General features: G+C 73.8%; 16 protein-coding genes. 6 read left to right on the top strand and 10 right to left on the bottom strand.

The genetic code is table 11. The features are described from left to right. The first annotated feature begins 87 nt into the window (after positions 1-87). From ppk2 to ACFU3E_RS04910, 6 genes are all read left to right on the top strand, one after another. Positions 88-891 (top strand): polyphosphate kinase 2, encoded by an 804-nt coding sequence (gene ppk2 / locus ACFU3E_RS04935; protein ID WP_384152133.1) that lies wholly within the window; start codon positions 88-90, stop codon positions 889-891. A 77-nt stretch (positions 892-968) separates the two neighbouring features. Continuing rightward, positions 969-2654, top strand: a complete 1686-nt coding sequence (locus ACFU3E_RS04930) for an NAD(P)H-dependent oxidoreductase subunit E (RefSeq protein WP_384152130.1) — start codon at positions 969-971, stop codon at positions 2652-2654. Then, a complete protein-coding gene (gene fdhF, locus ACFU3E_RS04925; RefSeq protein ID WP_384152127.1) occupies positions 2651-5338 on the top strand; it encodes a formate dehydrogenase subunit alpha in 2688 nt (895 codons plus the stop codon). The genes ACFU3E_RS04930 and fdhF overlap by 4 nt, the downstream gene beginning before the upstream one ends. A gap of 43 nt (positions 5339-5381) precedes the next feature. Then, entirely contained in the window at positions 5382-8183 is a 2802-nt protein-coding gene (locus ACFU3E_RS04920) for a cation-translocating P-type ATPase (protein WP_384152124.1), read from the top strand. After that, positions 8180-8839 (top strand): potassium channel family protein, encoded by a 660-nt coding sequence (locus ACFU3E_RS04915; protein WP_384152121.1) that lies wholly within the window; start codon positions 8180-8182, stop codon positions 8837-8839. Before ACFU3E_RS04920 ends, ACFU3E_RS04915 begins: the two co-directional genes overlap by 4 nt. Further along, positions 8836-9492 (top strand): potassium channel family protein, encoded by a 657-nt coding sequence (locus tag ACFU3E_RS04910; protein WP_384152118.1) that lies wholly within the window; start codon positions 8836-8838, stop codon positions 9490-9492. Before ACFU3E_RS04915 ends, ACFU3E_RS04910 begins: the two co-directional genes overlap by 4 nt. Before the next feature lie 37 nt (positions 9493-9529). On the opposite strand, the gene ACFU3E_RS04905 is transcribed toward ACFU3E_RS04910, so the two are convergent. The 10 genes from ACFU3E_RS04905 to ACFU3E_RS04860 form a co-directional block, all read right to left on the bottom strand. After that, positions 9530-9949 carry a CBS domain-containing protein gene (locus tag ACFU3E_RS04905; protein ID WP_384152115.1) on the bottom strand — a complete coding sequence of 140 codons (420 nt, stop codon included), beginning with the start codon at positions 9947-9949 and terminating at the stop codon, positions 9530-9532. Between the two features lie 127 nt (positions 9950-10076). Then, entirely contained in the window at positions 10077-10718 is a 642-nt protein-coding gene (locus tag ACFU3E_RS04900) for a V-type ATP synthase subunit D (protein ID WP_384152112.1), read from the bottom strand. Continuing rightward, on the bottom strand, positions 10715-12172 hold the full coding sequence (locus tag ACFU3E_RS04895; protein ID WP_384152109.1) for a V-type ATP synthase subunit B: 1458 nt from the start codon (positions 12170-12172) through the stop codon (positions 10715-10717). Before ACFU3E_RS04895 ends, ACFU3E_RS04900 begins: the two co-directional genes overlap by 4 nt. 36 nt (positions 12173-12208) lie before the next feature. Next, on the bottom strand, positions 12209-13945 hold the full coding sequence (locus tag ACFU3E_RS04890; protein WP_384152106.1) for a V-type ATP synthase subunit A: 1737 nt from the start codon (positions 13943-13945) through the stop codon (positions 12209-12211). After that, positions 13933-14460, bottom strand: coding sequence for a V-type ATP synthase subunit E family protein (locus tag ACFU3E_RS04885; protein WP_384152103.1), 528 nt, complete (start codon positions 14458-14460; stop codon positions 13933-13935). The genes ACFU3E_RS04890 and ACFU3E_RS04885 overlap by 13 nt, the downstream gene beginning before the upstream one ends. Beyond that, on the bottom strand, positions 14457-14678 hold the full coding sequence (locus ACFU3E_RS04880; RefSeq protein ID WP_384152100.1) for a V-type ATP synthase subunit F: 222 nt from the start codon (positions 14676-14678) through the stop codon (positions 14457-14459). The genes ACFU3E_RS04885 and ACFU3E_RS04880 overlap by 4 nt, the downstream gene beginning before the upstream one ends. A 1-nt stretch (position 14679) precedes the next feature. Further along, positions 14680-15105, bottom strand: coding sequence for an ATP synthase subunit C (locus ACFU3E_RS04875; RefSeq protein ID WP_384152097.1), 426 nt, complete (start codon positions 15103-15105; stop codon positions 14680-14682). Continuing rightward, positions 15102-16499, bottom strand: coding sequence for a V-type ATPase 116kDa subunit family protein (locus ACFU3E_RS04870; protein ID WP_384152094.1), 1398 nt, complete (start codon positions 16497-16499; stop codon positions 15102-15104). Before ACFU3E_RS04870 ends, ACFU3E_RS04875 begins: the two co-directional genes overlap by 4 nt. Further along, positions 16486-17418: a V-type ATPase subunit gene (locus tag ACFU3E_RS04865; RefSeq protein WP_384152091.1), complete on the bottom strand. Its 933-nt coding sequence runs from the start codon at positions 17416-17418 to the stop codon at positions 16486-16488. Before ACFU3E_RS04865 ends, ACFU3E_RS04870 begins: the two co-directional genes overlap by 14 nt. Further along, positions 17415-17897, bottom strand: a complete 483-nt coding sequence (locus ACFU3E_RS04860) for a hypothetical protein (RefSeq protein WP_384152088.1) — start codon at positions 17895-17897, stop codon at positions 17415-17417. Before ACFU3E_RS04860 ends, ACFU3E_RS04865 begins: the two co-directional genes overlap by 4 nt. Positions 17898-17899: the final 2 nt, after the last annotated feature.

Raw genomic sequence — 17899 nt, 5'->3', positions numbered from 1 at the left:
GCCGGGCGACACGTCGTGCGCGGGTCCCGGCCGGGCAGTACGGTGCTGGAACAAAGGCCCGACGGCACCGAGGTGCGCGGAGGCGGCATGGCGGACAAGCAGGCGGCGAAACTGCCGCGCAAGGCGTACGAGTCTGAACTGCTGCGCCTGCAGACGGAGCTGGTGAAGCTCCAGGAGTGGGTACGCGCCGAGGGAGCACGGCTGGTCGTCGTCTTCGAGGGGCGGGACGCGGCCGGCAAGGGCGGCACCATCAAACGGGTCGCCGAACACCTCAACCCGCGCGTCGCGCGGATCGCCGCCCTGCCGAAACCCACCGAGCGGGAACGTACCCAGTGGTACTTCCAGCGGTACGTCGAACACCTCCCGGCCGCCGGGGAGATCGTGCTGTTCGACCGGTCCTGGTACAACCGGGCCGGTGTCGAGCGCGTGATGGGCTTCTGTTCGAAGGAGGAGTACCAGCTCTTCCTGCGCCAGTGCCCGATCTTCGAGCGGATGCTGGCAGAGGACGGCATCCTGCTGCGCAAGTACTGGTTCTCGGTGAGCGACACCGAGCAGCAGGAGCGTTTCCGCCGGCGTCTGGAGGACCCGCTGCGGCGCTGGAAGCTGTCACCGATGGACCTGGAGTCGATCAGCCGCTGGGAGGCTTACTCGCGTGCGAAGGACGCGATGATGGTGCACACCGACATCACAGAGGCCCCGTGGTACGTCGTCGAGAGCGACGACAAACGCCGCGCCCGGCTCAACATGATCGCCCATCTGCTGGACTCCGTGCCGTACCACGAGGCGCCCCCTCCCGTGCTGGAACTGCCGGACCGGCCGCCGTCGACCGGCTACCAGCGACCGCCGCGTGACCTGCAGACCTACGTCCCCGACCACGCCGCCCGCCTGTGAACTGCGGTGCGCCCGCGACAGACGCAGCAGCCGGGTGCCAGGATGCGTCCTCGTCCCGCTGCCTCCACGATGAAGACATGGCTCCCGTCGGTCCTGCCGACCGTTTCGACGCGCTCCGGGCTTTGGCCGACCGGCGCGGGCGGCCCGGAGGCCGGTTGATCGAATCCCTGGCCGAGGCCCGGGCGGGAACGGCGAACGGTCCCGAGGACTGGGCCCCGGCTGTCGCCGCCCAGGCCGGGCTGCCCGCCGCCGCCGCGCTCGGACCCGCGCGATACTACGCCGACCTCGCCACCCCGCACGGCCGCCGTCACGTCCGGGTGTGCGTCGCCACTGCCTGCTTCGCGGCACGGACCGGACGCCATCTCACCGACGTCGAGGACGCACTCGGCGTCATCTCCGGCACGGCTTCGCCGGAAGGCGACGTGTCGGTGCAGGCCGTCCGGTGTCTGGGCTACTGCTATGTGGGGCCCGCCGCGCTCGACGGCGACACGCCCTGCACAGGTCCGACGCTCACCGGTCAGCTCACCGGGCGGCAGCCACCGTCGGCGCCGGGGATCCCGGCGGCCGACTTCACCGGTGACCCGGTTCTGCTGGGTGGCGTGCTCGCCGGTGAGCCCGCGTGGCAGGTGTGGCCGACGGCGGTGAGGACGGGCACCCCGGACGAGGTCCTCGGAGAGGTCGCGGCGTCCGGGCTACGAGGGCGTGGCGGCGCGGGTTTCCGGGTGGCGGCGAAGTGGGAAGCGGCCGGCCGCGGCGCCGGCACGGTGGTCGTGGCCAACGGCGACGAAGGAGACCCTGGCTCGTACGCCGACAGACTGCTGATGGAGGCCGATCCGGCACGGGTGCTGGAGGGGCTGGCCCTGGCCTGTTTCGCCTGCGGGGCCCGACAGGGCGTGGTGCTGGTGCGCTCCGAGTACCCGGCGGCTCTGGCACGGATGCGGGAGGCCGTGGGGCACGCGTATGCCGACGGCCATCTCGGCCCCTCCGTGCACGGTACGGGCACCGCGCTCGACATCCGGCTCGTCGAAGGCGCCGGTTCCTACGTCGCCGGTGAGGAGACCGCGCTGATCGCGGGGCTGGAGGGCGGTCGGGGATGCGCCAGTCCGCGCCCGCCGTACCCGACCGAGCGTGGCCTGTGGGACGCGCCGACCGTGGTCAACAACGTGGAGACCCTGGCGGCCGTGCCGTGGATCGTCCGGCGGGGCGGCGAGGCGTACGCCCGGCGTGGCACGCCCGCCGAGACGGGGACCAAGCTGGTGTGTCTCTCCGAACGGTTCGCCCGGCCGGGTTGCTACGAGGTCGAGATCGGCACGCCCGTGCGGCGGATCGTCACGGAACTGGGCGGCGGCCTGAAGGCCGGTGCCGAGCTCGCCGCTCTCCAAGTGGGTGGGCCACTCGGTGGGTTCCTTGCCGCCGACGCCCTCGACGTACCTCTGTCGGACGCCGGCCTGTCGGCTCGGGGCGCCGCCCTGGGCCATGCCGGTCTGGTGGCCTTCGACCAGCGCGTGGCGCCGCAGGACGTGATGCGGCACGTCTGGGAGTTCGCCGCGGCCGAGAGCTGCGGGGCGTGTTCGCCCTGCCGGGTCGGCTCGCGCCGCGGCCTGGAGATGGCGCACGCCGGGACTCGGCCGGGCCAGGAGTGGGAACGGCTGTCGCGTGTCCTGGCCGAGGCCAGCCTGTGTGCCTTCGGGCGGCGGATCCCGCCGGCCGTGCAGAGCCTCGCCCGCGCCTACGGGGACCGGCTGGCGGGGTGGGGCCCATGACCGGAATCGCGGTGGAGGTCGACGGGACCGGCGTCGAGGTGCCCGAGGGGACTTCGCTGCTCACGGCGGTGCGGGCGGCCGGGGTCGAGCTGCCCACGCTCTGCTCCGACGACCGGCTCAGCCCTGCCGGATCCTGCCGTACCTGCCTGGTACGGGCCGACGGGCGCGTCGCCGCGGCGTGTGTCACCCCCTCGTCCCCCGGCACCCGCATCGACACCGCTGCTGATGATCTTGTACAGCTGCGCAGGGACGCGGTGGAGGTCATCGTCTCCGCTCTGCCGCCCCGGGCGCTCGCCGAGGGCGGTCTCGGTGAACTGGCCCATGTGTGCCGGTCGATGGGCATCGGTCCCGAGAAGGCGCAGGGTTCCGGGGACCGGGGCGGGGACGACTCCCACCCGTACGTCCATCTCGACCGGGACCTGTGCATCGCCTGCGGCCGGTGTGTGCGGATGTGCTCCGAGGTGCAGGGGACCTTCGCCCTGACTCTGGTCGGCAGAGGCGCAGACACGGTGGTGGCCCCGGGGACCGGCGGGCCCTGGGCCGAGTCGGACTGCGTGGCCTGCGGGGGCTGCGTGGACACCTGCCCCACGGGCGCGATCACCCAGCCCGGACCGGCGCGCGGGATCACGTCCGCGTTCCCGCCCGGGGTGGCTCGGACGCGCACCACCTGCGGCTACTGCGGCGTGGGCTGCACCCTGGAGGTGGTCACCCAGGACGGTGACGTCGCGGCGGTGCTGCCCGCCCGGGACGGTCCGGTCAACCACGGGCACGCGTGTGTGAAGGGCCGCTTCGCCCACGGATTCCGCACGTCCCCCGAGCGGCTCACCCGGCCCCTGCTCCGGCGCGGCGGCACGCTGGAGCCGGCCGGCTGGGACGAGGCGCTCGGCCATGTCGCCCGGGGCCTGCGTGCGGCCGTCGAGGCCGGCGGCCCGGATGCCGTGGCGGCGATCTCCTCGGCCCGCGCCACCAACGAGGACAACTACCTCGTCCAGAAGTTCATGCGGGTCGTCATCGGCACCAACAACGTCGACAACTGCTCCCGCCTCTGCCACTCCCCCTCCGCCGCCGGCCTGACGGCGTCCTTCGGGCTCTCCGGCGGCACCGACACCTTCGACGACATGGAGCGGGCCGACTGTCTGCTGGTGGTCGGCGCCAACCCCGTCGAAGCCCACCCGGTGGTCGGGGCACGGCTGCTGCGGCGGGTGCTGCACGGAGCCAAGCTGGTCGTCGCCGACCCCCGCGCGGTCGGGCTCGCCCTGCACGCCGACGTCCACCTGCGGCCCCGCCCGGGCACCAACGTCGCGCTGTTCCACGGGCTGGCCCACGTCCTGCTCGCCGAGGGACTGACCGACGAGGAGTTCCTGAGCGAGCGGGCGACCGGGCTGCCGGAGCTCACCGGGCTGCTGGCCGGCTACCCGCCCGACCGGGTCGCGGACATCACCGGCGTACCCGCCACGGACCTGGTCGCCGCCGCCCGCCTCTACGGCGGGGCCGGGTGTCCGGCCATCGTCTACGGCCTGGGCGTCACCGAGCACCTCCACGGCACCGACGGGGTACGGTCGCTGGCCAACCTGGCGATTTTGCGCGGCGCCGTGGGAACCGGCCGGGGCCTCGGGGTCAACCCGCTGCGCGGCCAGAACAACGTGCAGGGCGCCTCCGACATGGGTGCCCTGCCGGACCTGCTGCCCGGATACGGCAAGGTGACCGACCCGGCCGTCCGCGCGCGGGCGGAGGACGTCTGGGGCGCACCGGTCCCGGCACGGCCCGGTCTGCGGATCCCGGACATGTTCGCCGCCGCACGGGCGGGAGACCTGCGGGCCCTGTGGGTCATCGGCGAGGACGTCCGCGCCACCGACCCCGACGCCAACCGGGTGGCCCAGGCCCTGGACGCCTGCCCGCTCGTCGTGTGCAGCGAACTGTTCCTGTCCGAGACCGCCCGGCACGCCGACGTCGTCCTGCCGGTCGCCTCCTGGCTGGAGAAGGACGGGACCTTCGTCAACTTCGACCGCCGGTTCCAGCGGGTCCGCCCCGCCGTTCCCCCGCCGGGAGAGAGCCGGACCGACTTCGACGTCGTCCGGGCCCTCGCCACCATGATGGGAGTCGACCTGGGCTGCGCGACACCCGCCGATGCGCTCGCCGAGTGCGCGCGACTCGCGCCCGTCTTCGCCGGGCTCTCCCACGACCGGCTGGACCGCGAGGGCGCCGTCCCCTGGCCCTGCCGCGCCCCCGACCGGCCGGGGGAGGCCAAGCTGTACCTGGAGCGGTTCGCGACGCCGGACGGCCGCGCCCACCTCGCCGCCGCCCCCTACCTCCCTCCCGGCGAGCAGCCCGACGACGGCTACCCGCTGGTCCTGGTCACCGGGCGGCGCTGGGCGCACTACAACTCCGGCAGCATGACCCGGCGGGGCGGCAACCTCGCCCTCGCTCCGGTGGACTTCCTCGATCTCCACCCCGACGACGCCGCCCGGTACGGGCTGCGGGGCGGCGAGGAGGTCTCGGTGGAGAGCCGGCACGGCCGGGCCCGGCTGATCGCCCGCGTCAGTGAACAGACAGCTCCCGGCCAGGTCTTCTGCTCCTTCCACTTTCCCGCGAGCGGCGTGAACCGCCTGACCTCCGACCACGCGGACACCGTCACGTCCTGCCCCGAGTACAAGGTCACCGCGGTCCGCGTGGCCACGCCGTGACGGCGACGGTCCGAGGCACTCGGCCATGGGTATCCGAACTCCCGTGCAGACACCCGGAGACGGGGGGCACGGGCCGGCGGCCCTGAGCGGAACGGGCGGCCCCGCGGTGCAGACGCTCACGACCACGGAGGTCTTCGCCGCGGTGGACACCTCGCCGCGGGGACTCGCGGCGGCGGACGCGGCGGCACGGCGCGACCGGTACGGCCCCAACGAACTCCCGCCCGCCGGGCGACGGGGACTGTGGCGAGAGCTGGCCGGCCAGTTCACCGACCTCTTCGCCGTCGTGCTGCTCGTCGCGTCGGCGATCACGTTCCTGGCCTACGGGCTTCAGAAGCCCCCGGACGTGGGCACTCTGCAACTGGCCGTGGCGATCCTCGGCGTGGTGCTGCTGAACGCGGCCATCGGCTTCGCGCAGGAGTACTCCGCCGAGCGAACGGCCGAGTCGCTGCAGGCCATGGTGCCGCACACCTGCCGGGTGCTCCGCGACGGCGAGCGGCGGGAGGTGCCCGCACGCGACCTGGTGCCCGGGGACGTGGTCGTCCTGGAGGCCGGCGACGCGGTACCGGCGGACTGCCGCCTCGTGGAGGCCCACGAGGTCTCCGTCAACAACGCGGCGCTGACCGGGGAAAGCGACGCCGTCGGCCGAACGGCCGAGACGGTGGCGGCCGGACCGGTGCTCCAGGCCCGCAACTGCCTGTTCATGGGCACCGACGTCGTGGCGGGTTCCGCGAAGGCGGTGGTGTTCGCCACCGGCGCGGCGACCGAGTTCGGAGGGATCTTCCGGCTCGCCGCCGCGGCGCCGCGGCAGAAGACTCCGCTGCAGCGCCAGGTGGCCTTGATGGCCCGCAGGGTCGCGGGAACCGCGCTGGCGATCGGTGCCGCCCTGTTCGCGGTGCGTGTGCCCACCGGGCAGCCGTTCGTCGAGACCTTCGTGTTCGCGCTCGGGGTCATGGTCGCCCTCGTCCCCGAGGGCCTGCCCGCGACGCTGTCGGTGTCACTGGCGATCGGGGTGCGGCGCATGGCCCGTCGGCACGCCCTGGTGAAGCAGCTGCTGGCCGTGGAGGCGCTGGGGTCCACCACCGTCGTGTGCACGGACAAGACGGGCACACTCACCCAGGCGGAGATGACCGTCGTGCAGGTGTGGGCGGGCGGCACGCGGCACGCCGTGTCCGGGGTGGGGTACGCGCCTGAGGGCGACGTGGCCGACCCGCGGCCGGTGCGGGACCTGCTGCGGGTCGCGGCACTGTGCTCCAACGCCCGGCTGGTGCCTCCGTCGGACCGCCAGGGATGGCGGGTGCTCGGCGACACCACTGAAGGCGCCCTGCTGGTGGCCGCGGCGAAGGCCGGAATCGACCGTGCCGCCGAGGAAGCGGCGACGCCGCGCGTGGCGGAGTACCCCTTCGACTCGGTCCGCAAGCTGATGAGCACCGTGCACGGTGACACCGCCGACGGCTACCACGCGTACGTCAAGGGCGCGCCGCAGGAGTTGCTGGCCCGCTGCACGCGCATCGACCGGAGCGGAGAGCGGCTGCCGCTGACCGAGGAGCTGCGTGCCGCTGTGATCGCCGCCAACGACGAGCTGGCCTCGCAGGGGCTGCGCGTGCTGGCGGCGGCACGGCGGCCCGTGTCGGGCCCCCGCCCCGCCCAGGGCGAGGTGGAGTCGGAGCTGACGCTCCTGGGGCTCGTCGGCATGCTCGACCCGCCGCGGCCCGAGGTCAGCGAAGCGGTCGCCGCCTGCCGACGGGCCCGTATCCGGATCGTCATGGTCACCGGGGACCACCAGCTGACGGCCGAGGCCGTCGCCCGTCGCGTGGGTATCGTCTCCCGGCCTCAGCCCACCGTGGTGACCGGGGCACGGCTCGACGCCCTCGACGACGACGGACTGGACACCCTCTTGGCCGCGCCGGACGAGCTGCTGCTGTGCCGGGTCAGCCCGGAACACAAGATGCGGGTCGTCACGGCGCTGCAGCGACGGGGCGAAGTCGTCGCGGTCACCGGCGACGGTGCCAACGACGCGCCCGCCCTCAAGCACGCCGACATCGGCGTCGCGATGGGCGACTCCGGCACCGATGTCGCCCGGGAGGCGGCGGTGATGGTGCTGCTGGACGACTCGTTCGCCTCCATCGCCGCGGCGGTCAGGCTCGGCCGGTCGGTCTACCAGAACATCCGCAAGTTCCTGGTCTACGTCTTCAGCAGCAACATCGGCGAGCTCGGTCCGATCGTGGCCGCGACCTTCGCCGGGTTCCCGCTGGTTCCCCTCAGCGCCGTGCAGATCCTCGCCATCGACCTCGGCTCCGACGTCCTGCCCGCCCTCGCGCTCGGCGCCGAGCCGCCTGAGCCCGACGTGATGGACCGCCCGCCCCGCTCCCGGCGCGAACGGCTCTTCTCGTCCGCCGTGATGGGGCGCATCCTCTTCCTGGGCGGCATCCAGGCCCTCGGTGTGACCGCCGTGTTCTTCTGGCACATCCACGCCTCCGGAATCCCGTACGCGGACATCACCGAGGACGACACCGTCTACCGGGAAGCGGTCACTCTGGTCCAGGCGGGGGTCGTGCTCAGCCAGTTCTTCGTCGCCCTGGCGGTACGCACGGACCGGCAGAGCGTGTTCCGCATCGGCCTGCTGTCCAACCCGTGGCTGCTGGCCGCCGGTGGCTTCGGCATCGCACTGATGGCGGCGATCAGCTACCTGCCCCCGCTCCAGGCGCTCTTCAACACCGCTCCGCTGGCCGCCGCGGACTGGGCGGTCCTCGCCGCCTTCGGCGCGCTGCTGCTGGCCGCGGAGGAATGCCGCAAGGGGTGGCTGCGCCGCCGACGGCCGACGAGTCCGAAGGGAGAAGCACGATGAGAGTGATCATCGCGGGCTGCGGCCGGGTGGGATCCACACTCGCGGTCCAGCTCGTCGCCGAGGGCCACGACGTGCGGCTCATCGACCGGTCGGGCCGGGCCCGCAGGAGGCTCCCGGCCGGCTTCCCGGGCCGGTTCCACGAGGGCAACGGGTACAGCCGCGCGGTGCTCGAGGCAGCCGGGATCGAGCACGCGGACGCGTTCGTCGCCGTCACCTCGGGCGACAACAGCAACATCGTCAGCGCGCGGACGGCCAAGGAGACCTACCGCGTGCCGATCGTCCTCGCCCGCATCTACGATCCCCGCCGCGCCGACATCTACCGGGAACTCGGCATCCCCACCATCGCCAGCGTCCGCTGGACGGTCCACCGGATTCACCAGATGCTGCTGCACCGCCACCTCACGCCCGAACTGGCCTTCGGCAACGGCGAGACCCTGCTGGTCCGCTCGCAGCTGCCCGACTACCTCACCGGGCGACGCCTGACCGAGTGCGACGTCGACGGCGAGATCCGCGTCGTGGAGATCACACGCGCGGGCCGCTCGCTCGTGCCCGCGCACAGCACCCTGGCCGAGCGCGGCGATCTGGTCACCTTCGCCGTGTCCGCCACCTCGCTGGGCAGGCTGCGCGGCTTCCTGGACAAGGAGCTGGGGACATGAGGGCTCTCATCGCCGGCGCGGGACGCCTGGGCACCCAGATCGCCCAGGTCCTGGCCGCCGCCCGCAACGACGTCACCCTCGTCGACGTCGACGAGGACCGCATCGCCGAGCTCGAAGGCCACCTCCCCGTACGCCTCGTGGCCGGGGACGCATGCGAACCCGCCTTCCTGGAGCACGCCGGCGCACTCACCGCCGACCTCGTCATCGCCACCACCGGCACGGACGAGGACAACCTCGTCATCAGCCTCCTCGCCAAGCGGCAGTTCGCCGTCCCCCGTGTGGCGGCCCGCGTCAACGACGCGGAGAACGCCTGGCTCTTCGACCAGCACTGGGGCGTCGACACCGCGGTACCCGCCGCCACCCCCCTGATCTCCCTCATCGAGGAAGCCACCGGTGCCACCGACACCGTCGCCCTGCTGCGACTGAGCAAGGCGGGTGTCGACGTCATCGAGACGACGATCACGGCGCGGTCCCGCGCCGCGGGCCGCACGCTCGTCGAGATCCCCCTTCCCGAGGGCGCCGTCATCGCGACCGTCATCCGCGACGGCCAACCCACCGTCCCCGCCCCCGGGATGCGGCTCCGGCCCGGCGACGAGCTGCTCGTCGTCTCCCACGCCGCCACCGAACAGGAGATCCACACCGCGTTCCAGTGAGGCCGACGTCCCGGCCGAGGGCAGGGGAGCGACCTCGTCAGTGGGACGCGCAGACCATCTCGACGAAGTGGCCCACCTTCTCCTCCGGCAGCCGGCGTGCGAGGTCGGCCTCGCTGATCATGCCGACCAGCCGGTGATCGTCGATGACCGGAAGCCGCCTGATCCTGTGCTCCTCCATGGCCCGCAGCACCTCGTCCGTGTCGGCCCCGGCGTCGACGGTGATCGGCTTGCCCTGCGCGAGCAGGCCCGCGTTCATGGTCCTCGGGTCCTTGCCCTTGGCAAGACACTTCACCACGATGTCCCGGTCGGTGATGATCCCGTGGAGCCGGTCGTCCGGCCCGCAGACCGGGAGGGCTCCGACGTCCAGCTCGCTCATCCGGCGTGCCGCGTCCTCCAGTGATTCGTCCTCCTGCACGCAGACGGCACCGGCGTGCATGATCTCCCGTGCTGTGGTCATGGCCGTCTCCTTCGGGTCTCGCGGTCCGCGTCGCCGGGACGCGCCGTGGAGTCGGCCCGCCCCGACTGCTGCCCTTACGGCCAGTGTGGTTTCTCCGCAATCGATCCGCACGCGGGGAGAGCGGGGTTCAGCCGTCGGCCCCGCTCGTGCCCTTCCCCAGCGTCCGGGCTGCCCAGCGGCGTCTGACGGCGTCCTCGTGCTCGATCTGCTCCAGAGCGAGTTCGACCCGGGCGAGTGCCGTCTCGAGACGGGGGATCCAGTGGCGTCGCAGCGCGCGGACCCGTCGGCGGGTGCTCAGCACCTCCGCTCCGACGATCCGGGATGCCGCCCGCGCGGCGGCGTACTCTGCGGCTGCCCGTACGGCCTCGCGGTAGGCGGCTTCGGCATGTACCAGGGCGGTGTTGGCCGGTGCGGCCGAGCTGGGAGCGCGGTCCGGCACGACGCAGGTGACTTCGGACGGATGGCGGACGCCCATGGTGACCGTCTCGCCGACCGTGATCCTCGCGGGGCCGACTCCGGCTGCCGCCCTGTCGAGGGCGTGCTCCCCGCCGAGGAGGACCGCTCGCACCAGCCAGGTGTCGGCTTCCTTCACCCGGTCGTGCCATCGGCTGCCACTGCGTTCTTCGGCCCGGCGCAGGTGTTCGTGACGTGAGAGCAGGATGCGCAGCTTCTGTTCGAGGAGGTCGGCGCCCCGAGCGGCGACATCCAGCCGGTGCCGCAGGTGCAGTCGGCCGGCGCGTGAGGGCGGGAGACGGGACGGGGTCGTCACTCGGCCGTCCCCCTCTCGTCGCCCTCCCCGGAGCCACGGCTGTTCTCTCCCGCCCTTTCCTCCTCGGCCTCCAATTCCTCCTCGGCCCCGTGTGCGTCGAGCAGGGCGGCGGGCAGCATGGAGAGCTGGCTCCGGGGCAGGGTCAACAGCGCGTTCCAGGCGGCTTCCAACGTCTGGTCCAAGGACCGCGCTTCGTCGCTTCGCTGGTTCACGAACCGGTGGAGGAAGGCCTCCCGGTACACGAGATGGCGGCGGTCGGTCGGGCTCAGCGCACCCTCGCCGACCAGGTCCGCGAGTTCGCGGACCTGCCGGGCCCGGGCGAGTGCGGCGAGCGACTGCGCCGCGACGTCGAGGTGGTCGTCCCGGGTGCGGCCCGGGCCCGCTCCCTTGCGCATCAGGCGGGACAGCGAGGAGAGGGCGTCCACGGGCGGGTACACGCCCAGGGCGTGCGTCTGGCGGGAGAGCACGATCTGGCCCTCGGTGATGTAGCCGGTCAGGTCCGGCACCGGGTGGGTGATGTCTCCGGCGGGCATGGTGAGGACGGGCAGGACGGTGACGGATCCGGGGTGTCCGCGGAGTCTGCCGCAGCGCTCGTAGAGGGAGGCCAGATCGCTGTAGAGGTATCCGGGGTAGGCACGGCGGGCCGGTATCTCGCCGCGGGCGGCCGAGACCTCGCGCAGCGCCTCGGCGTAGCTGGTCATGTCGCTCATCACGACGAGCACGTGCCGTCCGCCGGTGAAGGCGAGGTCCTCGGCGATCGTCAGCGCCAGGCGCGGGGTGAGGATGCGTTCAATCACCGGGTCGTCGGCGGTGTTGAGCAGCAGGACCAGTTCGCCGGCGGCCGAGCGTTCCTCCAGGGCGTCCCGGACGAACGAGGCGTCCGGGTGGGTGAGGCCCATGCCGGCGAAGACCACGCTGAACGACTCGCCGCCGACGGTGGACTGGGCCGCGATCTGGGCAGCGAGCTCGAGATGGGGCAGTCCGGCCGTGGAGAACACCGGCAGCTTCTGCCCGCGCACCAGGGTGGTCAGTGCGTCGACCGCGCCGACACCGGTGATGACCGGCGCGGAGGGTGGCTCCCTGCGGACGGGGTTGATGGGGCTGCCGCCGACCGCGACGCTGCTGTGCCCGAACACCGGTGGCCCGCCGTCGAGGGGCTCGCCGCGTCCGTTACAGACCCTGCCCAGCCAGCCAGGGCCCACGGGGATGCGCAGCGGCCCTCCCGTGAAGGCCACCCGGATGCCTCTGGGGTCCATTCCGGCGGTGTCCTCCAGGACCTGGACCACGGCGAGGCCGCGGTCCACCTCCAGGACGAGACCATGGCGCTGCTCGCCGGACTCCAGGCTGATCCGGACGTACTCGTCCCAGCCGACGCCCGTGACTCCTTCCACGACGGCGAGCGGCCCCCGCAGCTCCCGGATCGCCGTGTACTCGACGTCGCCCCACAGGGTCACAGCCGTTCGCCTCCCCCGCGGCAGTCACCGCTCACCTCACCGCACCTCCCGGAGCCGGGCGAGCATGGCGTCCCGCCGTGCCGCCACTCCCCCGGCGTCGTGCGGGCCGACCGCCTCGCGGGCACGGAGCACCGGTTCGAAGTCCGTCTCCTCGACGACGGTCGCCGGTACACCCGAGTCGACCAGTTCCCGGCAGCGGTCGACGACCGCGAGCACGGCGTCGACCAGTGCGGCGGTCTTGTCCGCACCGCAGTACGCGTCCCGGTCCGACAGGGCACTCTGCTGGAGCACCCCCTCACGCAGGAGCCGTCCGGCGAGGACGCTGACGCGCTCCTGGTCGGGCAGCGCCGTGATGCCGATCAGGTCGACGAGGTCGGCCAGCCGGTCCGCCTCGGCCAGCAGGGCCGCGACGCGTGCGCGCCGTGCCGGCCAGGCGGGGTCGCCCGCCGCCGCCTGCCGGACGCCGAGCGTCGCCGCGTCGCGGGAGAACGACCCCGACCAGGACAGGGCCGGATAGTGCCGGGCGTAGGCGAGGTCGCGGTCCAGCGACCACAGGCAGCGGACGAACCGCTCGGTGTGCGCGGTGACCGGCTCGGTCATGTCGCCGCCCGGCGGTGAGACCGCGCCGATCACGGTGACCGAGCCGCGCTCGCCGCCGAGCGTGGTCACGGCTCCCGCCCGCTCGTAGAACGCGGCGATCGCCGAGGCGAGAGAGGCCGGATAGCCCTCCTCCGCCGGCAGCTCGCCGGTCCGGGAGGCGAACTCGCGCAGTGCCTCGGCCCACCGGGAGGTCGAGTCGGCGATGACCACGACGTCGAGTCCCATGTCGCGGAAGTACTCGGCGACCGTGGCGCCGGTGTGGATGCTCGCCTCGCGGGCCATCATCGGCATGTTGGAGGTGTTGGCGACGGTCACGGTCCGGTCGGCGAGCCGTCCGCCGGTACGGGGGTCCTCGAGTGCGGAGAACTCGGCGATGACATCGGCCATCTCGTTGCCCCGTTCGCCGCAGCCGACGTAGACGATCACGTCGGCGTCGCACCACTTGGCGATCTGTTGCAGCAGCACGGTCTTGCCGGTTCCGAAGCCGCCCGGAACGGCTACGGTGCCGCCGTGGGCCACGGGGAAGAGCAGGTCGATGACGCGCTGTCCGGTGCTCAGCACCTGCGGCTCGCCACCGCGCTCGCGTACCGGACGCGGCCGGCGTACGGGCCAGGTGGCGCCGATCCGCACGTCGGTGCCGTCCACCACGGCCACGACGGCATCCTGCGGATAGTCGCCCGCGTCCGCGATGCGTTCCACGACGCCACCGGCTCCCGGCGGTACCAGCACACGCACCCTCACCGGTCCGGCCCCCAGCACCTCTCCGAGTTCCTCACCCGCCGAGGCCCGTGCGCCCTCCTTCACCCGCGGGACGAACGACCAGCTCCGGTCCTGCCCGGCGGCTTGGGCCGCGCCGGGGACGAGCCGGTCCCCGGCGCCGGCCAGTGGCCGGAGCAGACCGTCGAAGATTCCCCCCAGCAGTCCGGGGCCGAGGAGCGCGGAGAGCGGTCTCCCTCCGGGGTAGGCGGGGTCACCGGGCGCGAGCCCTCCGGTGTACTCGTACACCTGGACGGTGACGATGTCGCCGCTGATCGCCACCACCTCACCGGGCAGGCGGGCGTCCCCGAGGAACACCAGGTCGTGCATCGCCGCCCCCTCGGTGTACGCGACCTCGACCAGCGGCCCGGCGACCCGCAGGACACTGGAGGAGACCTTCGCTTTCACGGCGCCCACAGCGTCTCGGCCTCCACGTCGGCCCGGACCAGCGCACGCGCGGCCAGGGCGTCCAGGGTGCAGTCGACCCGCCGCCCCGGAGCGTGGGCGACCACGCCCCCGCCGGGCTGCACGGTGACCTCCGCGTCCGGTCCGAGAAGCCGGCGCGCGTGCCCGGTCAGCCGCTCCAGGACGGACGCGTAGTCCGGCGCGCGCCGCAGTTCCCGGACGCGCTCGGTGACGCGGCGGCGCAGCTCCTCGTACGCCTCACGCCGGGCTGCCAGTTCCTGAGCCCTCGCCTGTCGTCGGGCCCGCGCGCGCAGGTCACGGCCCGCGGCCCCGCCCTGGGTCTCGCCCTCACGGCGGGCTTCGTCAAGAATCCTCCGGGCCTCGGTGCGGGCGTCGTCGAGCAGGTCCGCCGCATCGTGTTCGGCACGGGCCAGGAGCTCGGCGGCCTCGGCATGGGCAGCCCGCAGCAACTCGGTACGCACGGGCTGGAGTGCGGCCCCGGCCTCGTCCGGGGCGGGCGTCCTCATGGCGGCATCACCGCGGACAGCGGTGTGGTGGCCTCCGACGGCGCCGGGCCCAGTGCGTCGGCCGCCGCCGGAGTGAGGATCACCAGCTCCACGTCGTCCGGCAGGTTCCGCCACGCCTCCCGTACCGCGTCCGGCTCCTCTGCGGGCAGCGTGTGCACCCCGGCCAGCGCGAACCCCGCCACCCTCACCGGTTCTCCGATGGCGACCACGCGTCCCATGTCACGCCCTTCCGATGAGGATGATCGCGACGACCAGGCCGTAGATCGCGATGCCCTCGGCGAGACCGACGATCACCATGGCCCGGCCGAAGAGCTCCGGCCGCTCGCTGAGGGCCGCGATGGCCGCGGCACCTGTGTAGGCGACGGCGATCGACGCCCCGATCGATGCTCCGGCCACCGAGATCGCGGCGCCGATCAGCGCGGCGGAGCCGGATCCGGACTCCTGCGCGACCTCCGTGGCCGTCGCGGCGGCCTGTGCGTCCCCGCTGCCGAGCGCCACCGCGAGCAGCGCGAACGCGCCGGCGAACAGGAGGGCGTCGGCGGCGATCACCAGCCGCAGGGCCGCCCGCCCGGACCGGCGCAGCAGCAGCCGGGTGACGAGACAGACCACCACGATGACGGGAAGGGCGATGAGCCAGGTGATCACGACGACGCCTCCGTGCGTTGTACGGGCAGGTGCCAGGGGTGGAAGGGACGGCCCTGTGCCTCGAAGAGCCGGGAGAACAGCTCGTAGAACTCCAGCCGCAACGCCTGCACCCCGGCGACCAGCGCCTCCAGAGCGAAGGCCAGGGCGTTGCCGACGGCGAAGACCAGGATCGCCGCCACGAGCGCGGCGGCCCCCGCCCCTGCCAGCGCTGTCGTGCCGCGCCACACGATGTCGCCGAGTGCGGCATGCGTGAGTCCGAAGGCCGCCAGGCGTGCGAAGGACACGAGGTTCGAGCCGATGCGTACCACCACGTCGAAGAGCTGGATGCCGGTCTGGGCGGCGCCACCCGGGCCGCCCGCGGTGGCCAGGTACATCCCGGTTCCGGCCAGGACGAGCCCCGTGGCCGCGACGGCCGCGCCCGCGAACGCGAAGGGGGTGCGGCCCAGGAGTCCCGCGCCGACGCTCAGGACGAGCCCGAGGTAGAGCGCCGCCCCGGCGATGCCGGACGCCGCGTACAGGGCGTGCGACGGCCCGTTCTCCCGCCAGCGGTTCACGATCCCCGCCGCGTACGCCAGGGCCAGGAGCGCGGCGCCGAGAGCGACGGCGGCGGCCAGCAGCCGTATCGGCTCGTCCAGCGGGTCGAGCCAGAGCACCGGCAGGACACCGGTCGGGCCGAAGAACTCGCCGTAGGCCAGTCCGGCCAGGGTGCTGGTCAGCCCCGCCCCGGCCACGAACGGCCACAGCGCGTGCAGCGACGCCGCCCTGCGCGGCCGGCCGGCGCGCAGCAGGAGCCCGGCCAGGAGCAGCAGCGCGCCATGTCCGGCGTCGCCGAACATCACGCCGAACATCACCACGTAGACGATGCCCGCGGGCAGGGTGGGGTCGAGGTCGGCGTAGGGCACCGTCCCGTACGTGCGGACCAGCGGCGTGAACGATCGCCGCACCGCGCCGGTGGTGCGCAGCAGGGTCGGTGGGTCGACACCGCGGGGTGCCTTCAGCGGCACCAGCGCCGCCCCCGCACCGGCGAGGCGCTCGGCGGTCGCGGGGACCTCGGCGGCGGGGCACCACCCGGCGAGCGCGCCGACCCCGCCGCGCTGGACCACGCCGCGGAGCCGCTCCTCGAGCTGGGCTTCGCCCGCCAGCAGATCCACCCGGCCCGCGCGTTCCAGTGCGTCGAGGTCGGGCGGCCCGGCGCTGAGGACGGCTTCGGCAGGCGCCTGACGCAGACGCTGCAGTCTGCCGGCCGCCGCGCCGCGCGCGCCGCCGTCGACCGCGTCGATCTCGACGCAGCCCGCCTCGGCGACCCGGACCAGGGTGTCCCTCAGGGCCGGGCGCGGGGCGAGGATCGCCACGCGCCGCATGCGGACGGGGACCATCACCTCAGGCCGGCGCATCGAAGGCCTCCGGCGGTCCGCCTCCCCGCGCGGCCAGCTCCAGCGCCCCGCGCACCCTCCAGGCGTCCGTGGACAGCACCGCGACGGCACCCACCACCGGCCCGGAGCCGAGGCGGGAGGCGCGCAGCAGCTCGGCGCCGTCCCGGTCGACCCGGTCCCACCAGCGGGCCTCCGCCCGCCACAGGTCGGACGGGGCGTCGAGTCCCTCCACCACCCAGCGTGCCGTGGCAGGCAGGTGCTGCCGGAAGTCGGAGTACGAGGCCGCGCTCACCGCGTCCTGCCCGAGCAGCCGGGCGGCCCGCCGGACGGAGGGTTCCGTCAGCCGGCGGCCGAGGAGGAACACCTCGCGCGCGAAAAGGAGAGCGAGCCGCCCCGCCGCCCAGCGCACTGCTTCCGGCACGGCGGCCGCGGTGCGCACCGCGGCGGAGACCCGCATCCCCGTGGCCACCGCGGCGAGGGAATCGGCGCCCGGGTCGCCCCACACGGACGCGGCCAGCTCGGACCTGAGCTCGGGGGGTGATCCGGCCCGGGACAGCCGGGGCCACACGGTCTCCAGTGTGCCGAGCCGGTAGGGCCGGAAGGACCCGGCGGAATCCGCACCCGACAACGCACGGAGACGGTCCTCGACGTTGGAGATCTCGAACCCTGCGGCGAGCGCGCGGATCGCCGCCGCACCACTGCGTGGCTGCCATCCGGCGAGCACGCGCAGGTGCCACAGCAGCGTCGCTCCGACCGTTCGCTGGGCCTCGGCGAGCGACGCCCCGGGGTCGAGGTCGCGCCGGTAGGCCGTGCCGCTCAGGTAGCGCAGTGCGTCGTCGAGGGTCGGGGCCGAAGCCACCTCCCGGATCCCCGCCGTGCCGAGACTCCTCGATCGCATGGCCCGGGACCGGGTGACGCCGGCGACCCATCCGGCGCTCACCCCGGGCCCCTTCCCCCGGGCTCGCCGCGCGGGCCCTGGACAGCCGTGCCGGCCTGCACGAGTTCCTCGGTCGCGAGCGCCGCCACCCGGTCCACGAGGGCGGGCATGCGCGTCCCGGCCCGGTGGCGTACGCCGGCCGCGTCCCGCTCGGCGGCGGTGAGGAGTTCCGCCGCCTCGGTCTCGGCGGCGCGGCGTACCCGGTCGGCGGCCTCCGCCCGCACGTCGCGGGCCCTGGTGCGTGCCTGCGCGATGATCTCCTCGGCCTGGTGTGCGGCCTCGGTCCGCAGCTGCTCGGCGCGGCGGGCCGCCCGTTCGCGTACGGTGCGTGCCTCGGCCTCGGCCTGCTCCAGCAGCGCCAGTGGCGGCTGCAGTTCGGCGGAGAGCTGCGCGGAGCGATCCGAGGGCACGCCCCCGGGCGCCGCCCGGCCGGGCGATCCCGCCGGCCGGAAGCGCATCAGGAAATCCCGGAATCCCGCCATGG

Origin of the sequence: Streptomyces sp. NPDC057424 (assembly GCF_042803315.1) — a bacterium.
Taxonomy (GTDB): Bacteria; Actinomycetota; Actinomycetes; order Streptomycetales; family Streptomycetaceae; genus Streptomyces.
This window is presented reverse-complemented; position numbering and strand designations above follow the sequence as displayed.